Origin of the sequence: Lacrimispora sp. BS-2 (genome assembly GCF_040207125.1) — a bacterium.
GTDB lineage: Bacteria > Bacillota > Clostridia > Lachnospirales > Lachnospiraceae > Lacrimispora.
Genome location: NZ_CP157940.1, coordinates 1,409,768 through 1,427,427, shown reverse-complemented (window position 1 = coordinate 1,427,427; position 17,660 = coordinate 1,409,768). Strand labels below are relative to the sequence as shown.

The following is a 17,660-nucleotide window of genomic DNA, read 5'->3' as shown; positions in this document are numbered from 1 at the left end:
GGAGCCAGACAGCTTGTTTTTTGTTTGCCATTTTTAAGAATAAGTGCAGATATAAAATGAAAATTTAAGGAGATTGCAAAATTATGTGCGGAATTATTGGATATACAGGACCATTGGACTCTAAAAGAATATTACTGGAGGGATTATCCCAGCTGGAATACCGGGGATATGACAGCGCAGGCATTGCTCTTTTTATGGAGAATTCCCATACCCGTCTGATCAGACATACAGGAAAAGTATCTAATTTAAAGGCAGAATGCAAAGGAATCACAGAGGTGTCACATTGTGGTCTTGGACATACCAGGTGGGCGACCCATGGAGGTGTGACGACCCAGAATACCCATCCCCATCAGGCCGGACGGATCACCCTGGTTCATAATGGCATTATAGAAAATTATCATCAGCTTACCCTGGATTTTCATCTGGAGGGCAAGCTTCGCTCTGAAACAGACAGCGAGGTGGCTGCCTGGGTATTGGAAAGCATTTATCAGGGAGATCCTGTGGAAGCTATTTCAAAATTTACCGCCTATTTAAAGGGTTCCTACAGCTTTTGTGTGATGTTTGAGGATCATCCCGGTGAAATTTATGCAATCCGTAATGTCAGCCCTTTGGTAGTGGCCTATACCCGTTCCGGTTCTTTTGTAGCTTCAGACCTGACTGCCCTCATTCCATATACCAGGCAGTATTTTGTGGTTCCGGAGGATCATATTGTAAAACTCACCTCCTATAAGGTACATCTTTACAATCTTAAGCAGGAGGAAGAAGTTCCGGAGCTTATGGAGGTAAACTGGAACATGGATGCAGCCATGAAGAATGGTTTCCCCCATTTCATGCTGAAGGAAATCCACGAACAGCCGGATGCCCTTAAAAATACCATATTACCGCGCCTGGTAAAGGGGCTTCCGGACTTTGGCGATGACGGCATACCGGATACCGTGTTAGAACAGTGCAGCCAGGTTCATATTGTGGCCTGCGGTACTGCCATGCATGCAGGGATGGTGGCAAGGGCTCTTATGGAGCCGCTCCTTCGGATCCCTGTTACGGTTTCCATTGCTTCTGAATTCCGTTATGAGGATCCCCTCATTGATCGTAACACCCTGGTCATCATCATATCCCAGTCAGGGGAGACCATTGATACCCTGGCGGCCTTGCGGCTGGCAAAAGCCTGCGGCGCTGCTACCCTCTCCGTGGTCAATGTAAAAGGTTCTACCATTGCCAGAGAGAGTGATTACGTTCTTTTCACTCATGCAGGCCCGGAAATTGCGGTCGCCAGCACCAAAGCATATTCTGTCCAGCTGGCGGCTCTTTATATGGTTTGCTGCCGGATGGCCTTTGTCCGGGGAAATTATGACCATGAGGAAGCCGAGGATTTTATTAAAAAGCTGCTTGATGCCATACCGGCCATGGAGGCCATGATTGAAAAAAAGGATGAAGTAAAAGCTTTGGTAACACACCTGATCAATAAGCCGGATGCATTTTTTATCGGGCGTGGCCTTGATTACGCTTTTTCCCTGGAAGGAGCTTTGAAATTAAAAGAAATCTCCTATATTCATGCGGAAGCTTATGCTGCAGGGGAATTGAAACACGGGACAATTGCTCTTATAACAGATCAGGTTCCAGTTATTGCCATTGCAACACAGGAAAAGATTTTTTCAAAGACCATCTCCAATATCAGGGAAGTAAAGGCAAGAGGAGCATTTGTTATTTTATTGACAAAGGAGAAATCAAAGGTTGAGCCTGGAATTGCTGATGTTCAGATTAATATTCCGGAGATCGGCGACCGGTTTACCGTATTTCCAATAGCGGTTGTGCTTCAGCTTATTGCATATTATGCTTCTGTGGGTAAGGATCTGGATGTGGATCAGCCAAGGAATCTGGCGAAGTCTGTGACAGTTGAGTAATCTCATAGGAAAAGAAAGAATCATGAGGGTGCGGCCCTGGCCGTTTCTCTCATGATTCTTTTATGGCTAAATTCCTTAACTTCAATTTTTTAGAACCTGCAAGAAGGATTCTCCGTTTTGCGGATCGTCTGTGCCAAAATAATTACATACGGTCGCGCCTATGTCAGACAGGGTTGTTCTCCTTCCAAGGATTTTTCCTGTTATTCCCTTTTTATATACAAGAAGGGGAACACGTTCCCTGGTATGCTTACTGTGACCGATAGCAGGATCATTTCCGTGGTCAGCCATGATCACCAGAATGTCCTGGAAAGTCAGTTCCGGCAAAAGCCTGCTGATTCCCTGGTCTGCGATTTCCAGGATTTTTTTATAAGTCATGGTGGACTGGGAATGCCCGGCTAAGTCGGTTTCCTGAACATTGGTACACAAAAAGCCCTGATTCATGGCTTCTGTTTCCCGAAACGTAAGGTCCATTACTTCCTGTGTGGGTACACAGGAAATGCTCAGTCCCCTGTCATTGGACACAATGTCAGCTACTTTTCCAATCAGGGTACAGTCAAAGCCTGCTTTTGTGAGAATTGTGGGAGCCTGTACATTCTGATCCACTCCATAACCTAAGTGTCTGCACTGGTAGCCATGATCGTAGGACTTGGATTTTGCAGACGCAATGCCGATGAAGCGGCCTTGCTTCACTTCTTCGGCGTTCCAGAGGTCTTCCATGGTATTTCCGGTTCCGCCAAACACAATCACCCGGCCTACGGTCACTACTTCCCTTACTTTTCTGGCAATGGCATATTCCTCTTCAAAGGAGATCAGATCCAAAGGAGCCGTTACGTTGTAGCACATCCCTAAATCAGCTTCCAGATTATCTGCTACGGTTACATATTGGTCCACCAGCAGATAGCGCAGCCCCTGCCGCTCTATGACCTGTACCTGGTGTCCATTTGCCTCCAGATGGGCTTTTACTGGGTCTGCCTTTTCCTGAAAGGGATGGACTTCCGGTTTTTTGGGAAGGGTTCCCATGATCTCCTGATGGCCCATAAACGTATCTGCCCCAAAATGCATGAGTCCGCAGCTTCCGAAATTAGCTTCAGGTGAAAATTTCATGGAGGCGCTTTCCTCCCCATAGGCATTCATAAGGCCCAGCTTCTCCAGTGCCGGCAGCTTTAAATCGGGATAATCCTTTAGAATACTTCTTAAGGTATTGGCTTTTTCATCTCCCGGCCTGACAATACGGGCATCTTCCATGGCTCCGATGCCGAATCCATCCAAAACAATGACAATAAATCTTTTCTTCATATTTTGTCTCCTAATGAATCAAGCAGATATGCTTACATATCCAGTTGACTTCCGATGAAGCGGGACACGCTTTTCACAAAATCAAAGGTGAAACAATTATCTTTCACTCTTTTTCCCCATGCTGTCATATATTCCAACAATTTGCGGCTTTTTCTTTTTTAATCCTTCCACCAAAACCACATCCGACCGGGTAACGAAGATCTGGTAACGGAATGCCATTACCACAGTATCTCCTACCGTCCCTTCTTTTGTCAGGCCGAAATGATAATCAATGCTTTCATTGGAAGGCGGAATAACGCCCATTTCTGTGTAATTATCAAAAGCGGTTCCAACCAGGGCTGACTTTACGTGGGAGCGTCTGTAATATCCGCCGCCATAGCAATAAGCCTGCCCTTTAAAATTGTGGGATATTTCACTTACATAAGTAACACACGGGACTTCCTTAAGCATATGGTCCGCATGCATTGGAGTGGTTCCGGTCAGGCCATGTCCCGGCTCAGCACAGTTTCCACCCAGCTCTTTGATCTTTTTTAAGGTGTAGGTACAGGAAGCAGAAGGCGTGTTTAAAACGGTTACAGGTAATCCGCTCTCCTTTAAAATGACAGCCGCCTGTTTTACGGTATCCATATTCACGGTAGGGATCAGGTCATGGGCGTTTTCTTCATATAAAAAACAGGGGAAAGATGTAACGCCTGCAATCCTTACACTGGGATACTGGGTTTTGACCCGTTCTGCCAGATCTTTTAATGTATCAAGGGGGAACCCTGCTGTCTGTCCGGAGTAGATTACATCCGAATCACTGGTAACACGGAGAATGATATCCTGTAAAAGTCCCAGTTTCTTTGCTGCATGATGGATTTGGCTGATTTTTTCTTCGGAATAAACGGTGATCATCTGAGGGCGGTATGCTACCATCTCTTCTACCTGGGCAGTAGGAATCTGTACCAGATGTCCTGCATTTGCAATGGGGATCCGGTGATCCATCATGACTCTGGCTTCCTTATAATCCACCACAACTGCTCCTTCATAGCCCAGTTCCATCAGCTTCCCTGCCAGATAGGGATTTCTCCCGGCCTGTTTCAGCATGAAGAACAGCCGGATTTTTTTTTCTTTTGCTTCTTTTAACATGAAAGATGCATTTTCCAGAAAAGTATCCACGTCTATCACATAAGAATCCGGCCCAATCTGCCCGCTCTGATGAAGCTCAAAGGATGCTTTGATCAGTTCCGGGTTTCGTTTTATGGTCTGCTCTAAAAACATTTACATCACTCTTTCTACGGCTTCTTTTATAATGCGTAAAATAGTATCCGCCCCGGAACGCATGGGGTTAATCCGGATCATACGGCTTTCCAGTGTAGGATCCGCATTCCGGAAGGTGCCGGATACCCGGTAAAACATGGGAACCAATTCGTATTTTGATTCCGCTCCCACCGGATTCGGTGCTGCTCCCAGCTTTTCGGCTTCCTTAAGGACTTTTTCTGCAATGTTCTCATAAAACTCAACCAAAAGCACCTTTGACTGGGCATTTGCCAGAAATGCCTGTTTCACATGAGGAATCTCACCTGTGTTCAGCCGCTTTACACATTCTTCATTTACCTGGGCCTGGATGGCCAGGGCCACAGGCGCATAGACAAGGCCGCGGAGTACATCCAGGGCTTCATGGCCCTGAACCTGCATACCTCCGGAATAACATTCTTTCACTAGCTTTTCAATGTAGCATGCCTTTCCCACGATAACGCCTACGCCTTCCGGCCCCAACAGCTTAAATGAGGAAAAACAGGAAAGGTCTGCCCCGCACTGGATACCAATCCGGCTCACTTTCATGGCGGCATAGTTGTCATCGGTCAATATGGGAATATGGCTGCATTCCTTAATGGTCTTTATTACCTGGGACATGTCGTAGCGGTCATCCGGTTTTTGCCTTGTGTATTGGATGATCGCCCCCTTAATATCATTGTTTTCTTTCATTACCCGGCGTATATCGTCCAGATCATTGTAATCAGCCTCTATGGCCGGTATGTTTAACATTTCAAGAGATGTGGCAGTGGTGCTGTAAACGGGCGCCTTGTGTACCAGGATTTTTTCAGCCGGTTTTAGCATGCTGTGGAGTCCGGATCGTATTGCTCCGCTTCCGGCTCCTCTTACCAGGATACAGGCTTCCCCATCAAACAGGTCTGCAATAACCTGCTCTGCCTTTTTTGTGGTTAAGGGCTTATTAAGTCCTGGAACAACCCCCAGGTCTCCCCGGTTTAAAATCTCACGGCCGCTGAATGCTTTTGTGATACAATCAATCACCTTGAACTGCAGCCTGGCGGCCTCCTCCACAGAGATACTGGATAACGGATAAGTCAGCATTTTCTCTTCCTCCTTATTTCAGAATCCGGTCTGGATTATCAATCAGCAGCATATCGATTTGTTCCTCAGATAAACCGTATTCCCGAAGCAAGGGAAGAAAGGTTTCAAACAGATATGCATAACCCGGACCTCCCCATTTTTTTAAATGAGATTTTCTGGTAATATCCATAGATAATACCACCTGCCCAAGGAATCCTTCTTCCGCGATCCGCTTCAACGTTTTTGCACGGAGCCGGTCAGGGCAGTAATTATTTTTACCCACAGTATCAAACCCGATGTTGACGCCTTCCTTAAGAACTGAAAGAATATAATCCGGGTCCTGGGAAAGGTCTAAATGACCGATGATGATCTTCTCCGGCTTTATCCCGGCATTTATTAAATATACGGCCTGTTCCAGAGCCATGGTTCCAAGGGTGGTATGTGTGGTAACCAGGGCTCCGGTACGAACCGCTGCCAGAGCCATGGAGTGAAACACCTTTTTTTCCATATCTGTCATGGTGTTTTTACTGGTTCCGAACTCACCTATGACTCTTGCTTTGATGCCGGAATCCCCAATTCCTTCCGTTAATTCCTTTTCGGCCAGTTCTGCCAGCTCCGTTTCAGACATGGAATACACAAAATCCGGAAGAAACGGCTCTTTATAAAAGCCGGTGGACTGCAGGATCTGGATGCCGGTGGCTTTTTCCATATTGCTTACGTATTCCGGATTCCTTCCCATACCCATGTTGGTTACATCCAGAATCCGCCTGACACCAAGCTGATACAGAGCGCGAAGCTCACTTTTCGTTTCCTCAAAGCAGTCCAGACGGCAATCCGGGTCTTTTTTTACCCCGGATAAGTCTATGGTAATGTGTTCATGCATCAAAGTATAACCTTTTTCCATATTTTGTCTCCTAATGAATCAAGCGTATATGCTTGTATATCCAGTTGACGCCCCATGAGGCGGGGCGCACTGTTCACAAACTCAAGGTTGAAAAATATTTCTAAAAATACATATCAAAATTCATAAAGTACCGCTCGATCAGCCGGGATCTTTTGCAGGCAAGCAATCTGGCCTTTCGGAACATGGCTTCAATGTCCTCTTTCTTACTTTCACAGATCAGAACGGTACAGCATCCCAGCTCACTGGAAGGAATGGTCAGTGCGGATTTACCGCACATATTGACCACCCGCATCAGCCCTTTTCCTGAACGAGCCTGACTACGTTCTGTTTCCATATCAAAATGACCGTAAATGCTGTCTCCCATGGCGTTTACATCCACAGGTCCTTCCCTTGAGATCAGGATGGTCCCCGGGCTTATGATCCCGTTTAAGTATTGGATCAATGGTTCCCGGCGTCCATAGATATCAGGCTGGCTGACCTTTGGAACCTCTTTCCATTCCCAGCCGGAATCCCAATTCATGGATTCCTCTGCCAGGCTCATTCCAAGCAATGGATTTAAAATCTGTTCCAGAGTCTTTAAATCTCTGGTAATGGCGCCCAGACTGGGAGAAAACAGGATACCGTCAGTGGAGGTTTTTGAATGCCGCCTCATATGCTCCTGCTCTATTAACGGGGAGATGAATCCATAAAGATTGAGCGCAGCGGCAGGTGCCAGAACGCTGCCGCCTCCGTCTGTTCCGATTCCTGCATCATTGATTCCATAGAACACATTAAGGGCTGTGCCGCTGCTGGAGCCGGTCATCCATTTACCGGTTATGGGATTAATGAGCTGTAAATCCACCGCTCTTCCGCCCAAGGCCATTCTATCGGCAGTATGAAGTAAAAATCCGCATTCATTAAGACGATCTTTTAGTTCTTCGGGAATGACCGGAGTATCCTTGATTCCGGTATACCAGGCAAACCCATGTTTCTGATGCGATGAAGCAACCAGATCAATAACCCGGGGATTTACCTTATTTACGGTGCAGCAGGGATTCTTAAGTGCCAGAAATGTTTTCTTTGCATATGTTTCAAGTTTTTCCATATCAATTTCCAGACTACTTTGCTGTCGGGATCGCAATGAGTCCGATTATGAGAAACAGGTTTAAAAGCACTCCGAAAACGATACATGCCACAGGACCAACAGCCAGATCCACAATCGGCTTTTTCGCTTTCTTATTTAACAGGAAGGCCCCGATTACAAACAGTGCTCCGATGCCGGTGTATCCGGAAGAGGAAGCTGCCATTTTTTCTGCCGCAACAATACCGCCTGCCAGCAAAGAGATTTCCAGGACCTTGTTCATGGATGTTCTCACATACTCTCCCATATCCTTGACTCCAGGGAATTTATCCATGTATTTTGCAAAAATGTTGATCAGGAAAATTTCTGCCACCATGACTGCAAATCCGATCACAAAGGCAAAGAGCGGGTTTCCATGAAGGAACAATCCCACCACAAACACAAAGGTGCAGCCGGCTACGCCGTAAACGCCTGTAACAATGGCTGTAGTAAATACTAAAGGTATGAAACCAATGGCTCTTGCCAGTGCAGTTAATGCGGCGTTGCTGTATTCCTGGCTGGCTAAAAGAGCCAGGGAGGCGGGATCGCCGGCAATAATGGAAAGGCTGGTTCCGGCCGCGATCAGACCGCCCATAACAGCAAGCAGCAGCCAGTTTTTACGGATGCGTAAAATATTGCCCTCAAAGCCCTGGGTCAGCATTTCATTGGCATGTTCTGTTCCTTTCTGTTTGGCAGCATAAAGAATCATCATAATCATGCCTGCAAGCATTGCCATGCCTTCCGCATTTAAAGAAACCTTGCCTGCTCCAATGGTAAAAGTACCAAATTTTTTAACAAGAAAATAAACAAGTACGGTTACGATTCCAGTGGTCATGCCTTTTTTAAAACCATGCTGGTAAGCAATGCCCACTGCCGGGAACACGGCAAATGCAACCGTTATATAGCCGGAAACGCTTCCCAAGTCACTGGTAAAGTTATATGGCATATAGCTGAAAAGTTTCACAACAAACTCAAGACCAGCGAGGATCGCTAAACCATATGCGGCTCCGATAACAGCGGAAAGGATCATCCCGTTTTTGCTGTTATTACAGAAGGATCCGATGATATCCGTAGTCAGCAGCAGGCAGTGGATCAAAATAATGCTTGCTGCAATGGAGGTGGGTATACCAAAACCGATGACCAGGCCAAAGCTGATGGCAAAGCTCATGGCTGCCAGTTCTTTCCGGTTGATCTCTCCATTAAAATACTGCCCCACAATTGGCCGGAACCCGTCATTAAATACTGCAATCCCCTGATTGGATAAAACGGAAGCCAACGCCCCGATTAAAGCAATAACAATGTATTTCATACCTATTAAACCTCCTCTTTTTCCATGATTGCCTGCAGCAGAACAGGAAGGACTTCTTCTTTGTGCTGTGCTGTAAATCCGAATGCTTTTTTCCCCTTTTGAACCTCTTCCCTGATAAAATCCCCGCTCTTTACATTTCCTGGCATGGAAATCGTAGAGCAGAGCCCGGAACCTAACATGGCCATAGCCATAGCCAGCGCTCCGCCGCCGCCAGTATTGCAGGCACCCACATAATAATCATACTTTCCGTTTTTTACACCCAATGCAGCATCCAGATCCCCCTTGATCTCGATTTCTGCCCGGCCATTCATCTGTTCCGCCACCAGTCTGGCAATTTCTTCCTTGTCAATCTGACCACCGACCACAATCTTCATTGCTTCTATCCTCCTCTTTATTTGTATCATTTCTTATAAAGGCCATTGGCCCTGATACCTTATTATGAAAGCAGATTGCATAGATGAACGGTCAGAAAATCCCGCTCTGCTTCCGGGAACTGGATATCCGTTTCCTTTAACAGCTCCTCTTTTAACACTTCTGCTCTCTGGTAAACAGGTTCTTGTTTAACTCCATCAAGGAGCGTGTTATCCAGAGGGTGCTCCACGACCCCGTCTAAGACCCTCTGTCCAGCCATGGCCAGATGGGTGATGAACATTGCTGCCTTATCCTCCTGTGCATCAGGATTTTCTTCCAGGATCCGTTCCACTGCTTTTCTGGAATAATCTGCAACTTTTTTGCAGATCACATGATTCTCTTCCAGAATGTCCAGACGCTGGTTTAAAATACCTTTTAATTCCATTGGATTTCCTCCCTGTCTCAATATGGCTTATTGTCACTTGGCTTGTTGGTGATAATAAAGGGGCTGTTTATTAAACCCGTCCATGTGATTGTTGAAAGTGCTTTTCACTTTTGACAATATACATTATTTTGTACTTTGCCTCAAAAAGATGGCCTTTTAAAAATAAGGCTCTCTTTTTTTCTCCCTTACCTCCCGGATGATCTCAACGACTTTGGATACGCTCACATACTTTTCCAGCAGTGCTTTCAGATACTCATCCTCTTTTCTGATCACCATAACAGCCGTTGAAAACAGATTGTTATAATCTGATTCGTCTAAAAATGCTACGTTTAATTGTTCATGCTTATGTTCCTGGATATCGTCATAGTTCCATACGCCGGCATCTATGATACCATCCATCAAGGCGTTAACGGTCTGCTGGGTCCGGATTGGAACCAGGGTAACCTTTTTGCCGTGGATAATATTTCTGGTAATGCAGCTCTGGTCAATGGAGCTGCTGTCATATGCGACTCTCATGCCATCCTGAATGCTGTCATATCCGGAATCCGCCAGAAGAAGCACGTGCCTGGAAAGGAAGCTGCCCGGCCCAAAATTAATTGCTGCCTCAATCTGTTTTCCTTCTCTTATGGATTGCTCCGCCGCATACTGGGAGCAGACCGCAAATTGATAGGTTCCTGATTCCACCAGTTCAATACGTCCTACCGCACCTCTGGCGTAAGCCATATTAAAGTTAAGTGGCGCGAACTGGGTATACATGGCTGTTGCAAGACCCTCATAAGTCACAGAATAGGGAAGGGGCATGATTCCAAGGATTTCTTTGCGCATGCAGTTTTCCTGCAGCTTCTTATAATCAATCTCTTTGATATAAGTTCCCTGGTGTCCATGATTTTCCAGTGTCACAGCGTTGCACTCTTTTAAACAGGTAAATGCGTTCTGAATGGTCCCCCTGGATACCCCGAACTTATCCTGGTACTCTGAGATAGGCAGAATCCGGTCCCCGGTATTCCTGGACATTAAATCCAGCGCCAGCATATTTTTTACCAGGCCTGTTTTTTGATATAGGTTTCCTGCTTCTAAACATTTATTTTTCATGAGATCACTCGCTTTTACCAATTTACATTATTTTGTATATTAGAATAATACCATATGACATGTGCAATGTCAACAATATTATGGTATATATTTTTATTTTTTGCACAGAAAGTACAAATTTCCAAACAAAAAGACGGATATCTCTGTTGTATTACAGAAATGTCCGTCTTTATACGATTCAATAAAAACAATATCGGTTCCCAAAGGAAATTTATCTTTTAGCGGTTCGCTTTATTCCATTCCATCTTTGTTTCAACAAAATTGCGGATCAGCTTAACGGTTCCGTCCACACCTATGGAGCTTCGATTAATGCATAAATCGTAGCTTCTTACATCTCCCCATTTTTTATTGGAATAGTAGTTATAGTAGCTGGAACGCTTTTTATCCGTTTTGACCATGATGTCCTTTGCCTTTGTATCATCAATGTGATAAAGCTCTTTTAAGGATTTTATCTTGTCTTCTTCATCGGCAGAAATGAATACGGAAACAAGGTTCGGATAATCCGCCAGAGCATAATCGGCACATCTTCCTACGATTACACAGGATTCTTCATCCGCCAGCTGTTTGATGGTATCAAACTGTGCTAAAAAGATCTTATGGTTAATTGGCATATCCATGTAACCAGAGGTGGTGAATCCCATGGAATATGTATCCATCACAAGTGAATAGAGAAAACTGTTGGTTGGCTTTTCATCGTGGGTATGGAATAATTCTTCACATAATCCGCTGTTTTTTGCTGCAAGCGCCAAGAGCTCCTTGTCATAGCACTTAATTCCCAGTTCTTCTGCCAATTTCTGTCCGATGATTTTTCCAGAACTTCCGCATTGTCTTCCGATTGCAATCACTAAATTTCCACTCATATAGGCAGGCTCCTTCCAGTTATTTTGTAATAGGAGGAAAACATTTTCTTATGTGCAAGCACAACGAAAATCTTTCCATGGATTATTTCGCACTGCTCATTGCTTTCATGTATAGTATACCTTAAAATTTCTGAAAAATCTAGGTTTTTATTTTGATTTAACTGTATTTTGAGAAGGAGTCTTTTGGATAGCCTGTTAAGTTGTTCTTAATTTCCTCAACAATTCTTCAAAATAGTCAGGAAGAGGAGCTGTAAATTCCATGTATTCTCCAGTTCTGGGATGGATGATTCCCAGCACACCGGCGTGAAGCGTCTGGCCGTTGAGGCGGAAAGGGCACTTTGCAGGGCCATAGACTAAATCCCCTAATAGAGGATGGTTTATGCTTGCCATATGGACGCGGATCTGATGGGTCCGTCCCGTTTCAAGCTGACATTCTATATAGGTATACTGCTTAAAACGCTCCAGAACCCGGTAATGGGTCACTGCTTCTCTTCCGTTCTTTTCATTGATGCTCATTTTCTTCCGGTCCACAGGATGACGGCCAATGGGAGCATTGATGGTTCCCTCGTATTCCTTTAAGACGCCGTGTACGATTGCAGCATATTTTCTGGTAATGGAATGTTCCTTCAGCTGCTCAGAAATGGAATTGTGGGCCATGTCATTTTTACACACAATAAGAACCCCGGTAGTATCCATATCAATCCGATGGACGATTCCAGGGCGCATAACTCCGTTTATTCCAGATAATTCACTGCGGCAATGGGACATCAGTCCATTGACCAGGGTTCCGGTGTAATGGCCTGCGGCGGGATGGACTACCATCCCCTTTGGTTTGTTAATGAGAATGATATCCTTGTCCTCGTAGATAACATCAAGAGGGATATCCTCCGGCAGGATTTCCGGTTCCCTTATTTCAGGAAGGGTCAGGGATATCCGGTCCCCTGCGTTTACTTTATAATTGCTTTTTACCGGTTTTTCTTCAACCAGCACGGATTGTTCTTTTAAAAGCTTCTGAAGGTAAGAACGGGAAATGTCCTGGCATTGGCCGGATAAATACCGGTCGATCCGGACTCCGGCTTCCTCAGGAGCAACTACAAATTCTTGACTCAACCCTGGTCCTCCTTTTTATGAATGGAAAGACAGGATAAGTCCTCCTCCTTATAATAAAACAGAAACAAAAGCATGAAAACGAACATGGAAACCGTAACGTAGCAATCTGCAACATTAAAAATCGGGAAATCGATCAGCTTAAAATACAAAAAGTCTACTACATAACCTCTGACAAAGCGGTCGATCATGTTTCCCACTGCTCCTGCTGAAAGAAACATGGCAATAAGGTGCAGAGGCAGGTATTTTTTGTCGGCAGGCATGCGGCTGACAGCAAAAGCCGCTGCTGTAAGCACTGCCAAAGCAACCAGCAGAAAAAACGTCTGTTTTCCCTGGAGCATTCCAAATGCTGCCCCCCGGTTTTCGGAATAATAAAATTCAAATACCCCATCCCAGATAACAAAAGGAGGCCGGTTCATCAGATGCTTAACCGCGAGTAGCTTTGTCCATTGATCCAGGCCAATGGAAAGAAAGAAGCCGATGATCATTCCAATGATCAGTTTTATTTTTTGATTCATGTAAATCTCCTTAAGCTAAGATTTGGCGGAGCCCTTCTGCCATTTCCGTTTCGGTGACGGTCTTGCAGGTGCAGGCATTGCCAATCTGTTCTAACAGGATAAACCGGATGGTGCCGGAATCCATTTTTTTATCACTTCTTGTAGTAAGAACTATATTTTCCGGAGAAAGACCGCTCACCGTAACAGGCATACCAAACTGCTTCATTACCGTTAAAAGCCTTGGAAGCTCTTCCTCCCGGACCATTCCTCTATTTACGGAAATTGCCATGGCAGCGATGCAGCCCAGTCCTACACAGTGACCGTGTACCAGCCTGAAGTCTGAAAGCTTTTCAATGGCATGGCCCAGGGTATGTCCCAGATTTAATAGAGCCCGTTCTCCCTGTTCCGTTGGATCCTTTTCTACCACATCCCGCTTGATCTGGTTGCTTACAAGCACCATCTGGCTTAATACTGTTAAATCCCTGTTCCGGATTTCAGAGGCATGGTCCATAAGCCATTGGTAATAGGAGGCGTCTTTGATCAGCCCATGCTTGATAATCTCTCCCATTCCTGATGAAAACTGTTCTTCTGAAAGAGTTTTTAAGGCCGCAATATTGGAATATACCAGCTTTGGCATATGGAAGGCTCCTACCATATTTTTGTAGGAGTCAAAATCAACGCCGGTTTTTCCTCCGATGCTGGAGTCGACCTGGGACAGCAGGGTCGTAGGCACCTGGATAAAGGATATTCCCCGCAGATAGGTGGCCGCACCATAGCCGCATAAATCTCCCACAACTCCCCCGCCCAAAGCGAGCAGACAGTCATGGCGGTCAAACTGTTTTAAGATAAGAGTTTCATATAAGCTTCTGACGGTATCCAGATTTTTATTTTCTTCTCCGGCAGGAAAGATAAAATGCTCTGCTCTTTTACAGCAGGCAGAAACAATTGTTTCTACTTCCTCAAGGTAAAGAGGGGCCACATTGGAATCCGTGACAATACAGACCTTGCGGTCTCCCAGGTTCAGCTTTTTCAGTTCTTCCTTTAGCCCGTCAAACCCAGTTTCCATGACAATCTCATAAATGAAGGTACCGTTCATGTGTACCGGAATTCTATATCCCATGGTATGTTCCTCTTTCTTGTCCATGCTTTTGGACATTCAGGTATGCCCCCGGGGCGTTCTTTTACTGTATTTTTATATTCCTATATCATGGAAGAAAGCAAACAATCTTCCTCTCCGCTTCCTGCATTGCAATGCTGCAACGATTTAAAGAAGCGGGTGATGTGGAAAATCGTCTGCTTGTACCATTTAAAGAAATATATGATGTCTTGTGGGGAAAATCTGTTAAAGGCGTAAATTCATTCCGCCCATATCCAGGCTTCCGTTATTTAGCAGGTCCTGAAAATCACCGGAGAGTTCAACGGATTCCGGGGTCGCTATGAATATGTAATTTGATATTTTCTGTAAATTACCATTCATGGAATAAGTGGCGCCTGAGGTAAAGTCGATGATTCTCTGAGCGACTTCCGTATGGATTCCCTCCATGTTAAGGACAACTGCCTTTCCAGCCAGCATGTGATCGCAAATTTCCTTTGCATCTTCAATGGAGGTGGGTTTTATCATGGATACCTCCATGGAACGCGACTGCTTCATGGGCACTACTTTAGGGGAGCGGGACAGAAAACGAGGCTTCTGATCATAATCCTCCTCATCATCATAGTAATCCTCTTCATTCTTTTTTGAGAAAAGGGTTCTTTTGGCAGGTTTATCGTTTTCATCCTCGTAGTCGTCATCTAAATAGTAATCGTCATCTTCTGTATCATTTAAGCGCATGCTATCCATCAGTTTGCCTAAAATGCTCATACTTCATTCTCTCCAATCTTACGCCATGGTTCCTAAGGCAGAAAAGATCTTCCCAGGACCAGGCAAATATTCTCACCAAAATCATGCCCGATCATGCGCGGCAGGCTCTGCTTCGCTTTTCCTGCATTCATTAAGTGTTCATATAATACAACTTATCCGAACTTGCAAAGCAAGTGGGGATAAAAGGGGCGTTCTTTGCCCCGTCCATCCGATTATGGGAAGTGCTTTTTACTTCCCATAATATCTTGTACCAAAAATTCCGGTACCCACTCTTACCAAAGTAGCACCTTCTTCTATGGCAATCTCATAGTCTCCGGTCATACCCATTGAGAGCATATTCATACTAACATTATCAATGTTTTTGCTTTGCATGTCAACATAAAATTGTCTTAATTTTTTAAAAACTGGACGATTTTCCTCAGAATTTTCTACAAAAGGCGCAATAGTCATGAGACCTTTTATCCTTACATGGGGAAGGCTGGCGATTTTACGGATAGCGCTTTCCGTCTCCTCCAGTTTAAACCCAAATTTGCTTTCCTCTTCGGCCACATTCACTTCCAAAAGGATGTCCACAATCAGGTTTTTTCTGGCTGCATCCTCTTCGATCTGCTCCGCCAGGCGGATAGAATCTACACTGTGGATCAGCACAGCTTTATCAATGACCTGTTTCACTTTATTTCGCTGCAGATGCCCAATCATGTGCCAGCGGATATCTTCCGGAAGTGCAAGGTATTTTTCACAGAGTTCCTGCACTTTATTTTCTCCAAAATCCCGGACACCGGCAGAGTATGCTTCTGATATCATGACAGCCGGCTTTGTCTTGCTTACCGCTATCAGGATTACTTCTTCCGGATTTCTTCCCGCCCTTTTACAGGCGGCTAAGATCCGGTTATTAACTTCTTCCAGATTTTCCTTAACCAAATCAATCACCTCTTATTTATAAATTAATTCCCCTTCATTGACAGTTTCTGCATTGAGAACAATATGATCGTATACTGCCAGTCCATAGGCCATGTTCTTTTTCACTGTGTAATATTCATCATTGGAAGCCAGCACGTCAATCTGTTTAAAGACAGCATACCCTTTGTTTATATTATAAACACCCTGAAGAAAAGCACTTGTCCCAATCTGATAGCGCTCTGTTGAATTAGGTTTTACAATATAGTCTCCGGCCTTAAAGCCATCCTCCGTACCCATATCAATATAGTAATTATTCCCTTCGGAATAGTAAATTTCGGTAGGGACGAAGATAACTGAGGTCCCGGACCCGGAATACACCTCTTTGTTGAAGCCGGTGGATTGGCTGTCACCGCCCTGAGTGACGTAGTCCATGGGTACCAGATAAAAATCTTTTTTCGTAACAGATGTTACAGGAATCTTTAATCCATCTACCCGGTCCGAAACGATTTCAAAATCAACGTACCGGTCGGAAGCGAATTGAACCATGTATTTATCAAAATCCAATTTTCCAAAGGCTTTTCCATCTGTTCCGTTAAGCAGGGAAAAGCTTCCGGAAGCTTTCAAATCCCGCCCGGCAAATTCTACGGTGAGATTTGTCTTGTCACCATAAGCTTTCCCATCTTCTTCCGTCATTGGAAACACAATTGACCATAAATCAGAAGTGATGATCTTATAAACCGGAGTGCCCTTTTCTATAAGATTCCCTGATTTAGTGATGGTCTTTGTATAGGTACTGCGGTCAAATGCGGCTTCTGAGACCTCCGATGGCTGAAATCCTTCATAGGAATCCACTCCATAGGAGACGATGCCTGCCTGGTCCGCTTTCACCTGCTCAAAGTTAATGCCTGCCTGATCCATCAGGCCGCCAAGGTTGTCCAATGCGTTAAAATTCATGTATTCCATGACTTCTGCATCCAAAGCGTATTTGGTATCATAGACAGAATGAAACTGGTCGTTGTCATAAGTAAGGCTGAATGCGGTCAGCTGTTTTTTCAGCCCGCCAAGATTTTCCGGGGTCAGTGTGACCTTATCCTCTGAATTTTCAGCCAGAAATGAAGTCAGATTCCCAGTCTCATCAATGGAATAGACCCGGGTGCCGTTAGAAGCCCGTTTCCCTTCCCTTACATAGTAATTGATATAGCCGGAACGGTCTGCATTCTTCACTTCTTCCTGCCGGAGGATAATTCCCGTGTAATTCTTGTTATTGACGATGCTGCCTTCCTGTACTTCATAAAACTGTACCTTATCTCTGCGGATATAGGCAGATACACTGAACACCATATAAACAAAGATCAACGCAAAGATGATCATGCCAACATTAATATTCAGAGGCCGCCGGTACCGGATGATTTTTTTATTCTTCTTTGGGCGGGCAGCCCGTTTTAATGGCTGCGGTGCCTTTTGTTTTGCCATCCTGACGCCTCCTTTCCTTATTCCTGCCCATGTATTCTGGGCATAGAGGTATACCCGAAGGGTGTTTCCTTATTCCTGCCCATGTATTCTGGGCATAGAGGTATACCCGAAGGGTGTTTCCTTATTCCTGCCCATGTATTCTGGGCATAGAGGTATAACCTGAAGGGCGATCCTTTTAGTATTATAAAAGGAAAATCCAAAAAATTCAAGCAAAACAAAGGGGACTGCTGT

17 protein-coding genes are annotated in these 17,660 nt (G+C 44.9%); 1 reads left to right on the top strand and 16 read right to left on the bottom strand.

From position 1 onward, the window contains the following. Positions 1–83: 83 nt before the first annotated feature. Positions 84–1,901, top strand: coding sequence for a glutamine--fructose-6-phosphate transaminase (isomerizing) (gene glmS / locus ABFV83_RS06785; protein WP_349948150.1), 1,818 nt, complete (start codon positions 84–86; stop codon positions 1,899–1,901). 81 nt (positions 1,902–1,982) lie between these two features. On the opposite strand, the gene ABFV83_RS06780 is transcribed toward glmS, so the two are convergent. The 16 genes from ABFV83_RS06780 to ABFV83_RS06705 all read right to left on the bottom strand — a co-directional run bounded on the left by ABFV83_RS06780 (position 1,983) and on the right by ABFV83_RS06705 (position 17,429). After that, positions 1,983–3,197, bottom strand: a complete 1,215-nt coding sequence (locus ABFV83_RS06780) for a phosphopentomutase (RefSeq protein ID WP_349948149.1) — start codon at positions 3,195–3,197, stop codon at positions 1,983–1,985. 96 nt (positions 3,198–3,293) lie between these two features. Then, a complete protein-coding gene (locus ABFV83_RS06775) occupies positions 3,294–4,457 on the bottom strand; it encodes an alanine racemase (RefSeq protein WP_349948148.1) in 1,164 nt (387 codons plus the stop codon). Beyond that, positions 4,458–5,552, bottom strand: a complete 1,095-nt coding sequence (locus ABFV83_RS06770) for an aminotransferase class V-fold PLP-dependent enzyme (RefSeq protein WP_349948147.1) — start codon at positions 5,550–5,552, stop codon at positions 4,458–4,460. A 13-nt stretch (positions 5,553–5,565) separates the two neighbouring features. Beyond that, on the bottom strand, positions 5,566–6,435 hold the full coding sequence (locus ABFV83_RS06765; protein ID WP_349948146.1) for a phosphotriesterase-related protein: 870 nt from the start codon (positions 6,433–6,435) through the stop codon (positions 5,566–5,568). A 100-nt stretch (positions 6,436–6,535) separates the two neighbouring features. Next, a complete protein-coding gene (locus ABFV83_RS06760) occupies positions 6,536–7,519 on the bottom strand; it encodes an amidase family protein (RefSeq protein WP_349948145.1) in 984 nt (327 codons plus the stop codon). 13 nt (positions 7,520–7,532) lie between these two features. Then, positions 7,533–8,843, bottom strand: a complete 1,311-nt coding sequence (locus ABFV83_RS06755; RefSeq protein ID WP_349948144.1) for a YhfT family protein — start codon at positions 8,841–8,843, stop codon at positions 7,533–7,535. Between the two features lie 5 nt (positions 8,844–8,848). Beyond that, entirely contained in the window at positions 8,849–9,217 is a 369-nt protein-coding gene (locus ABFV83_RS06750) for a DUF2620 domain-containing protein (RefSeq protein WP_349948143.1), read from the bottom strand. A 62-nt stretch (positions 9,218–9,279) separates the two neighbouring features. Beyond that, positions 9,280–9,639 (bottom strand): PRD domain-containing protein, encoded by a 360-nt coding sequence (locus tag ABFV83_RS06745; RefSeq protein ID WP_349948142.1) that lies wholly within the window; start codon positions 9,637–9,639, stop codon positions 9,280–9,282. Positions 9,640–9,795: 156 nt separating this feature from the next. Further along, positions 9,796–10,731: a GntR family transcriptional regulator YhfZ gene (gene yhfZ, locus ABFV83_RS06740; protein WP_349948141.1), complete on the bottom strand. Its 936-nt coding sequence runs from the start codon at positions 10,729–10,731 to the stop codon at positions 9,796–9,798. 218 nt (positions 10,732–10,949) lie between these two features. After that, complete coding sequence (locus tag ABFV83_RS06735) at positions 10,950–11,591, bottom strand: cytidylate kinase-like family protein (RefSeq protein WP_349948140.1); 642 nt, start codon at positions 11,589–11,591, stop codon at positions 10,950–10,952. 195 nt (positions 11,592–11,786) lie between these two features. Then, the gene (locus ABFV83_RS06730; protein WP_349948139.1) at positions 11,787–12,701 is read right to left on the bottom strand and encodes an RluA family pseudouridine synthase; all 915 of its coding nucleotides are present in this window, start codon (positions 12,699–12,701) and stop codon (positions 11,787–11,789) included. Continuing rightward, positions 12,698–13,216, bottom strand: coding sequence for a signal peptidase II (gene lspA, locus ABFV83_RS06725; RefSeq protein ID WP_349948138.1), 519 nt, complete (start codon positions 13,214–13,216; stop codon positions 12,698–12,700). Before lspA ends, ABFV83_RS06730 begins: the two co-directional genes overlap by 4 nt. A gap of 10 nt (positions 13,217–13,226) precedes the next feature. Further along, positions 13,227–14,315, bottom strand: coding sequence for a 3-dehydroquinate synthase (gene aroB / locus ABFV83_RS06720; protein ID WP_349948137.1), 1,089 nt, complete (start codon positions 14,313–14,315; stop codon positions 13,227–13,229). Positions 14,316–14,537: 222 nt separating this feature from the next. Then, complete coding sequence (locus tag ABFV83_RS06715) at positions 14,538–15,056, bottom strand: cell division protein SepF (protein WP_349948136.1); 519 nt, start codon at positions 15,054–15,056, stop codon at positions 14,538–14,540. 228 nt (positions 15,057–15,284) lie between these two features. Continuing rightward, complete coding sequence (locus ABFV83_RS06710) at positions 15,285–15,977, bottom strand: YggS family pyridoxal phosphate-dependent enzyme (RefSeq protein ID WP_349948135.1); 693 nt, start codon at positions 15,975–15,977, stop codon at positions 15,285–15,287. Positions 15,978–15,989: 12 nt separating this feature from the next. After that, positions 15,990–17,429 (bottom strand): HlyD family efflux transporter periplasmic adaptor subunit, encoded by a 1,440-nt coding sequence (locus ABFV83_RS06705; RefSeq protein WP_349948134.1) that lies wholly within the window; start codon positions 17,427–17,429, stop codon positions 15,990–15,992. Positions 17,430–17,660 lie beyond the last annotated feature (231 nt).

What these genes read in the sequence shown, in the direction of transcription:
- ABFV83_RS06780 (WP_349948149.1), bottom strand. Translation starts at nt 3,197, where the DNA reads ATGAAGAAAAGATTTATTGTCATTGTTTTGGATGGATTCGGCATCGGA.
- ABFV83_RS06770 (WP_349948147.1), bottom strand. Translation starts at nt 5,552, where the DNA reads ATGCTGACTTATCCGTTATCCAGTATCTCTGTGGAGGAGGCCGCCAGG.
- aroB (WP_349948137.1), bottom strand. Translation starts at nt 14,315, where the DNA reads ATGGGATATAGAATTCCGGTACACATGAACGGTACCTTCATTTATGAG.
- ABFV83_RS06760 (WP_349948145.1), bottom strand. Translation starts at nt 7,519, where the DNA reads ATGGAAAAACTTGAAACATATGCAAAGAAAACATTTCTGGCACTTAAG.
- ABFV83_RS06715 (WP_349948136.1), bottom strand. Translation starts at nt 15,056, where the DNA reads ATGAGCATTTTAGGCAAACTGATGGATAGCATGCGCTTAAATGATACA.
- ABFV83_RS06750 (WP_349948143.1), bottom strand. Translation starts at nt 9,217, where the DNA reads ATGAAGATTGTGGTCGGTGGTCAGATTGACAAGGAAGAAATTGCCAGA.
- ABFV83_RS06755 (WP_349948144.1), bottom strand. Translation starts at nt 8,843, where the DNA reads ATGAAATACATTGTTATTGCTTTAATCGGGGCGTTGGCTTCCGTTTTA.
- ABFV83_RS06775 (WP_349948148.1), bottom strand. Translation starts at nt 4,457, where the DNA reads ATGTTTTTAGAGCAGACCATAAAACGAAACCCGGAACTGATCAAAGCA.
- yhfZ (WP_349948141.1), bottom strand. Translation starts at nt 10,731, where the DNA reads ATGAAAAATAAATGTTTAGAAGCAGGAAACCTATATCAAAAAACAGGC.
- ABFV83_RS06705 (WP_349948134.1), bottom strand. Translation starts at nt 17,429, where the DNA reads ATGGCAAAACAAAAGGCACCGCAGCCATTAAAACGGGCTGCCCGCCCA.
- glmS (WP_349948150.1), top strand. Translation starts at nt 84, where the DNA reads ATGTGCGGAATTATTGGATATACAGGACCATTGGACTCTAAAAGAATA.
- lspA (WP_349948138.1), bottom strand. Translation starts at nt 13,216, where the DNA reads ATGAATCAAAAAATAAAACTGATCATTGGAATGATCATCGGCTTCTTT.
- ABFV83_RS06735 (WP_349948140.1), bottom strand. Translation starts at nt 11,591, where the DNA reads ATGAGTGGAAATTTAGTGATTGCAATCGGAAGACAATGCGGAAGTTCT.
- ABFV83_RS06745 (WP_349948142.1), bottom strand. Translation starts at nt 9,639, where the DNA reads ATGGAATTAAAAGGTATTTTAAACCAGCGTCTGGACATTCTGGAAGAG.
- ABFV83_RS06765 (WP_349948146.1), bottom strand. Translation starts at nt 6,435, where the DNA reads ATGGAAAAAGGTTATACTTTGATGCATGAACACATTACCATAGACTTA.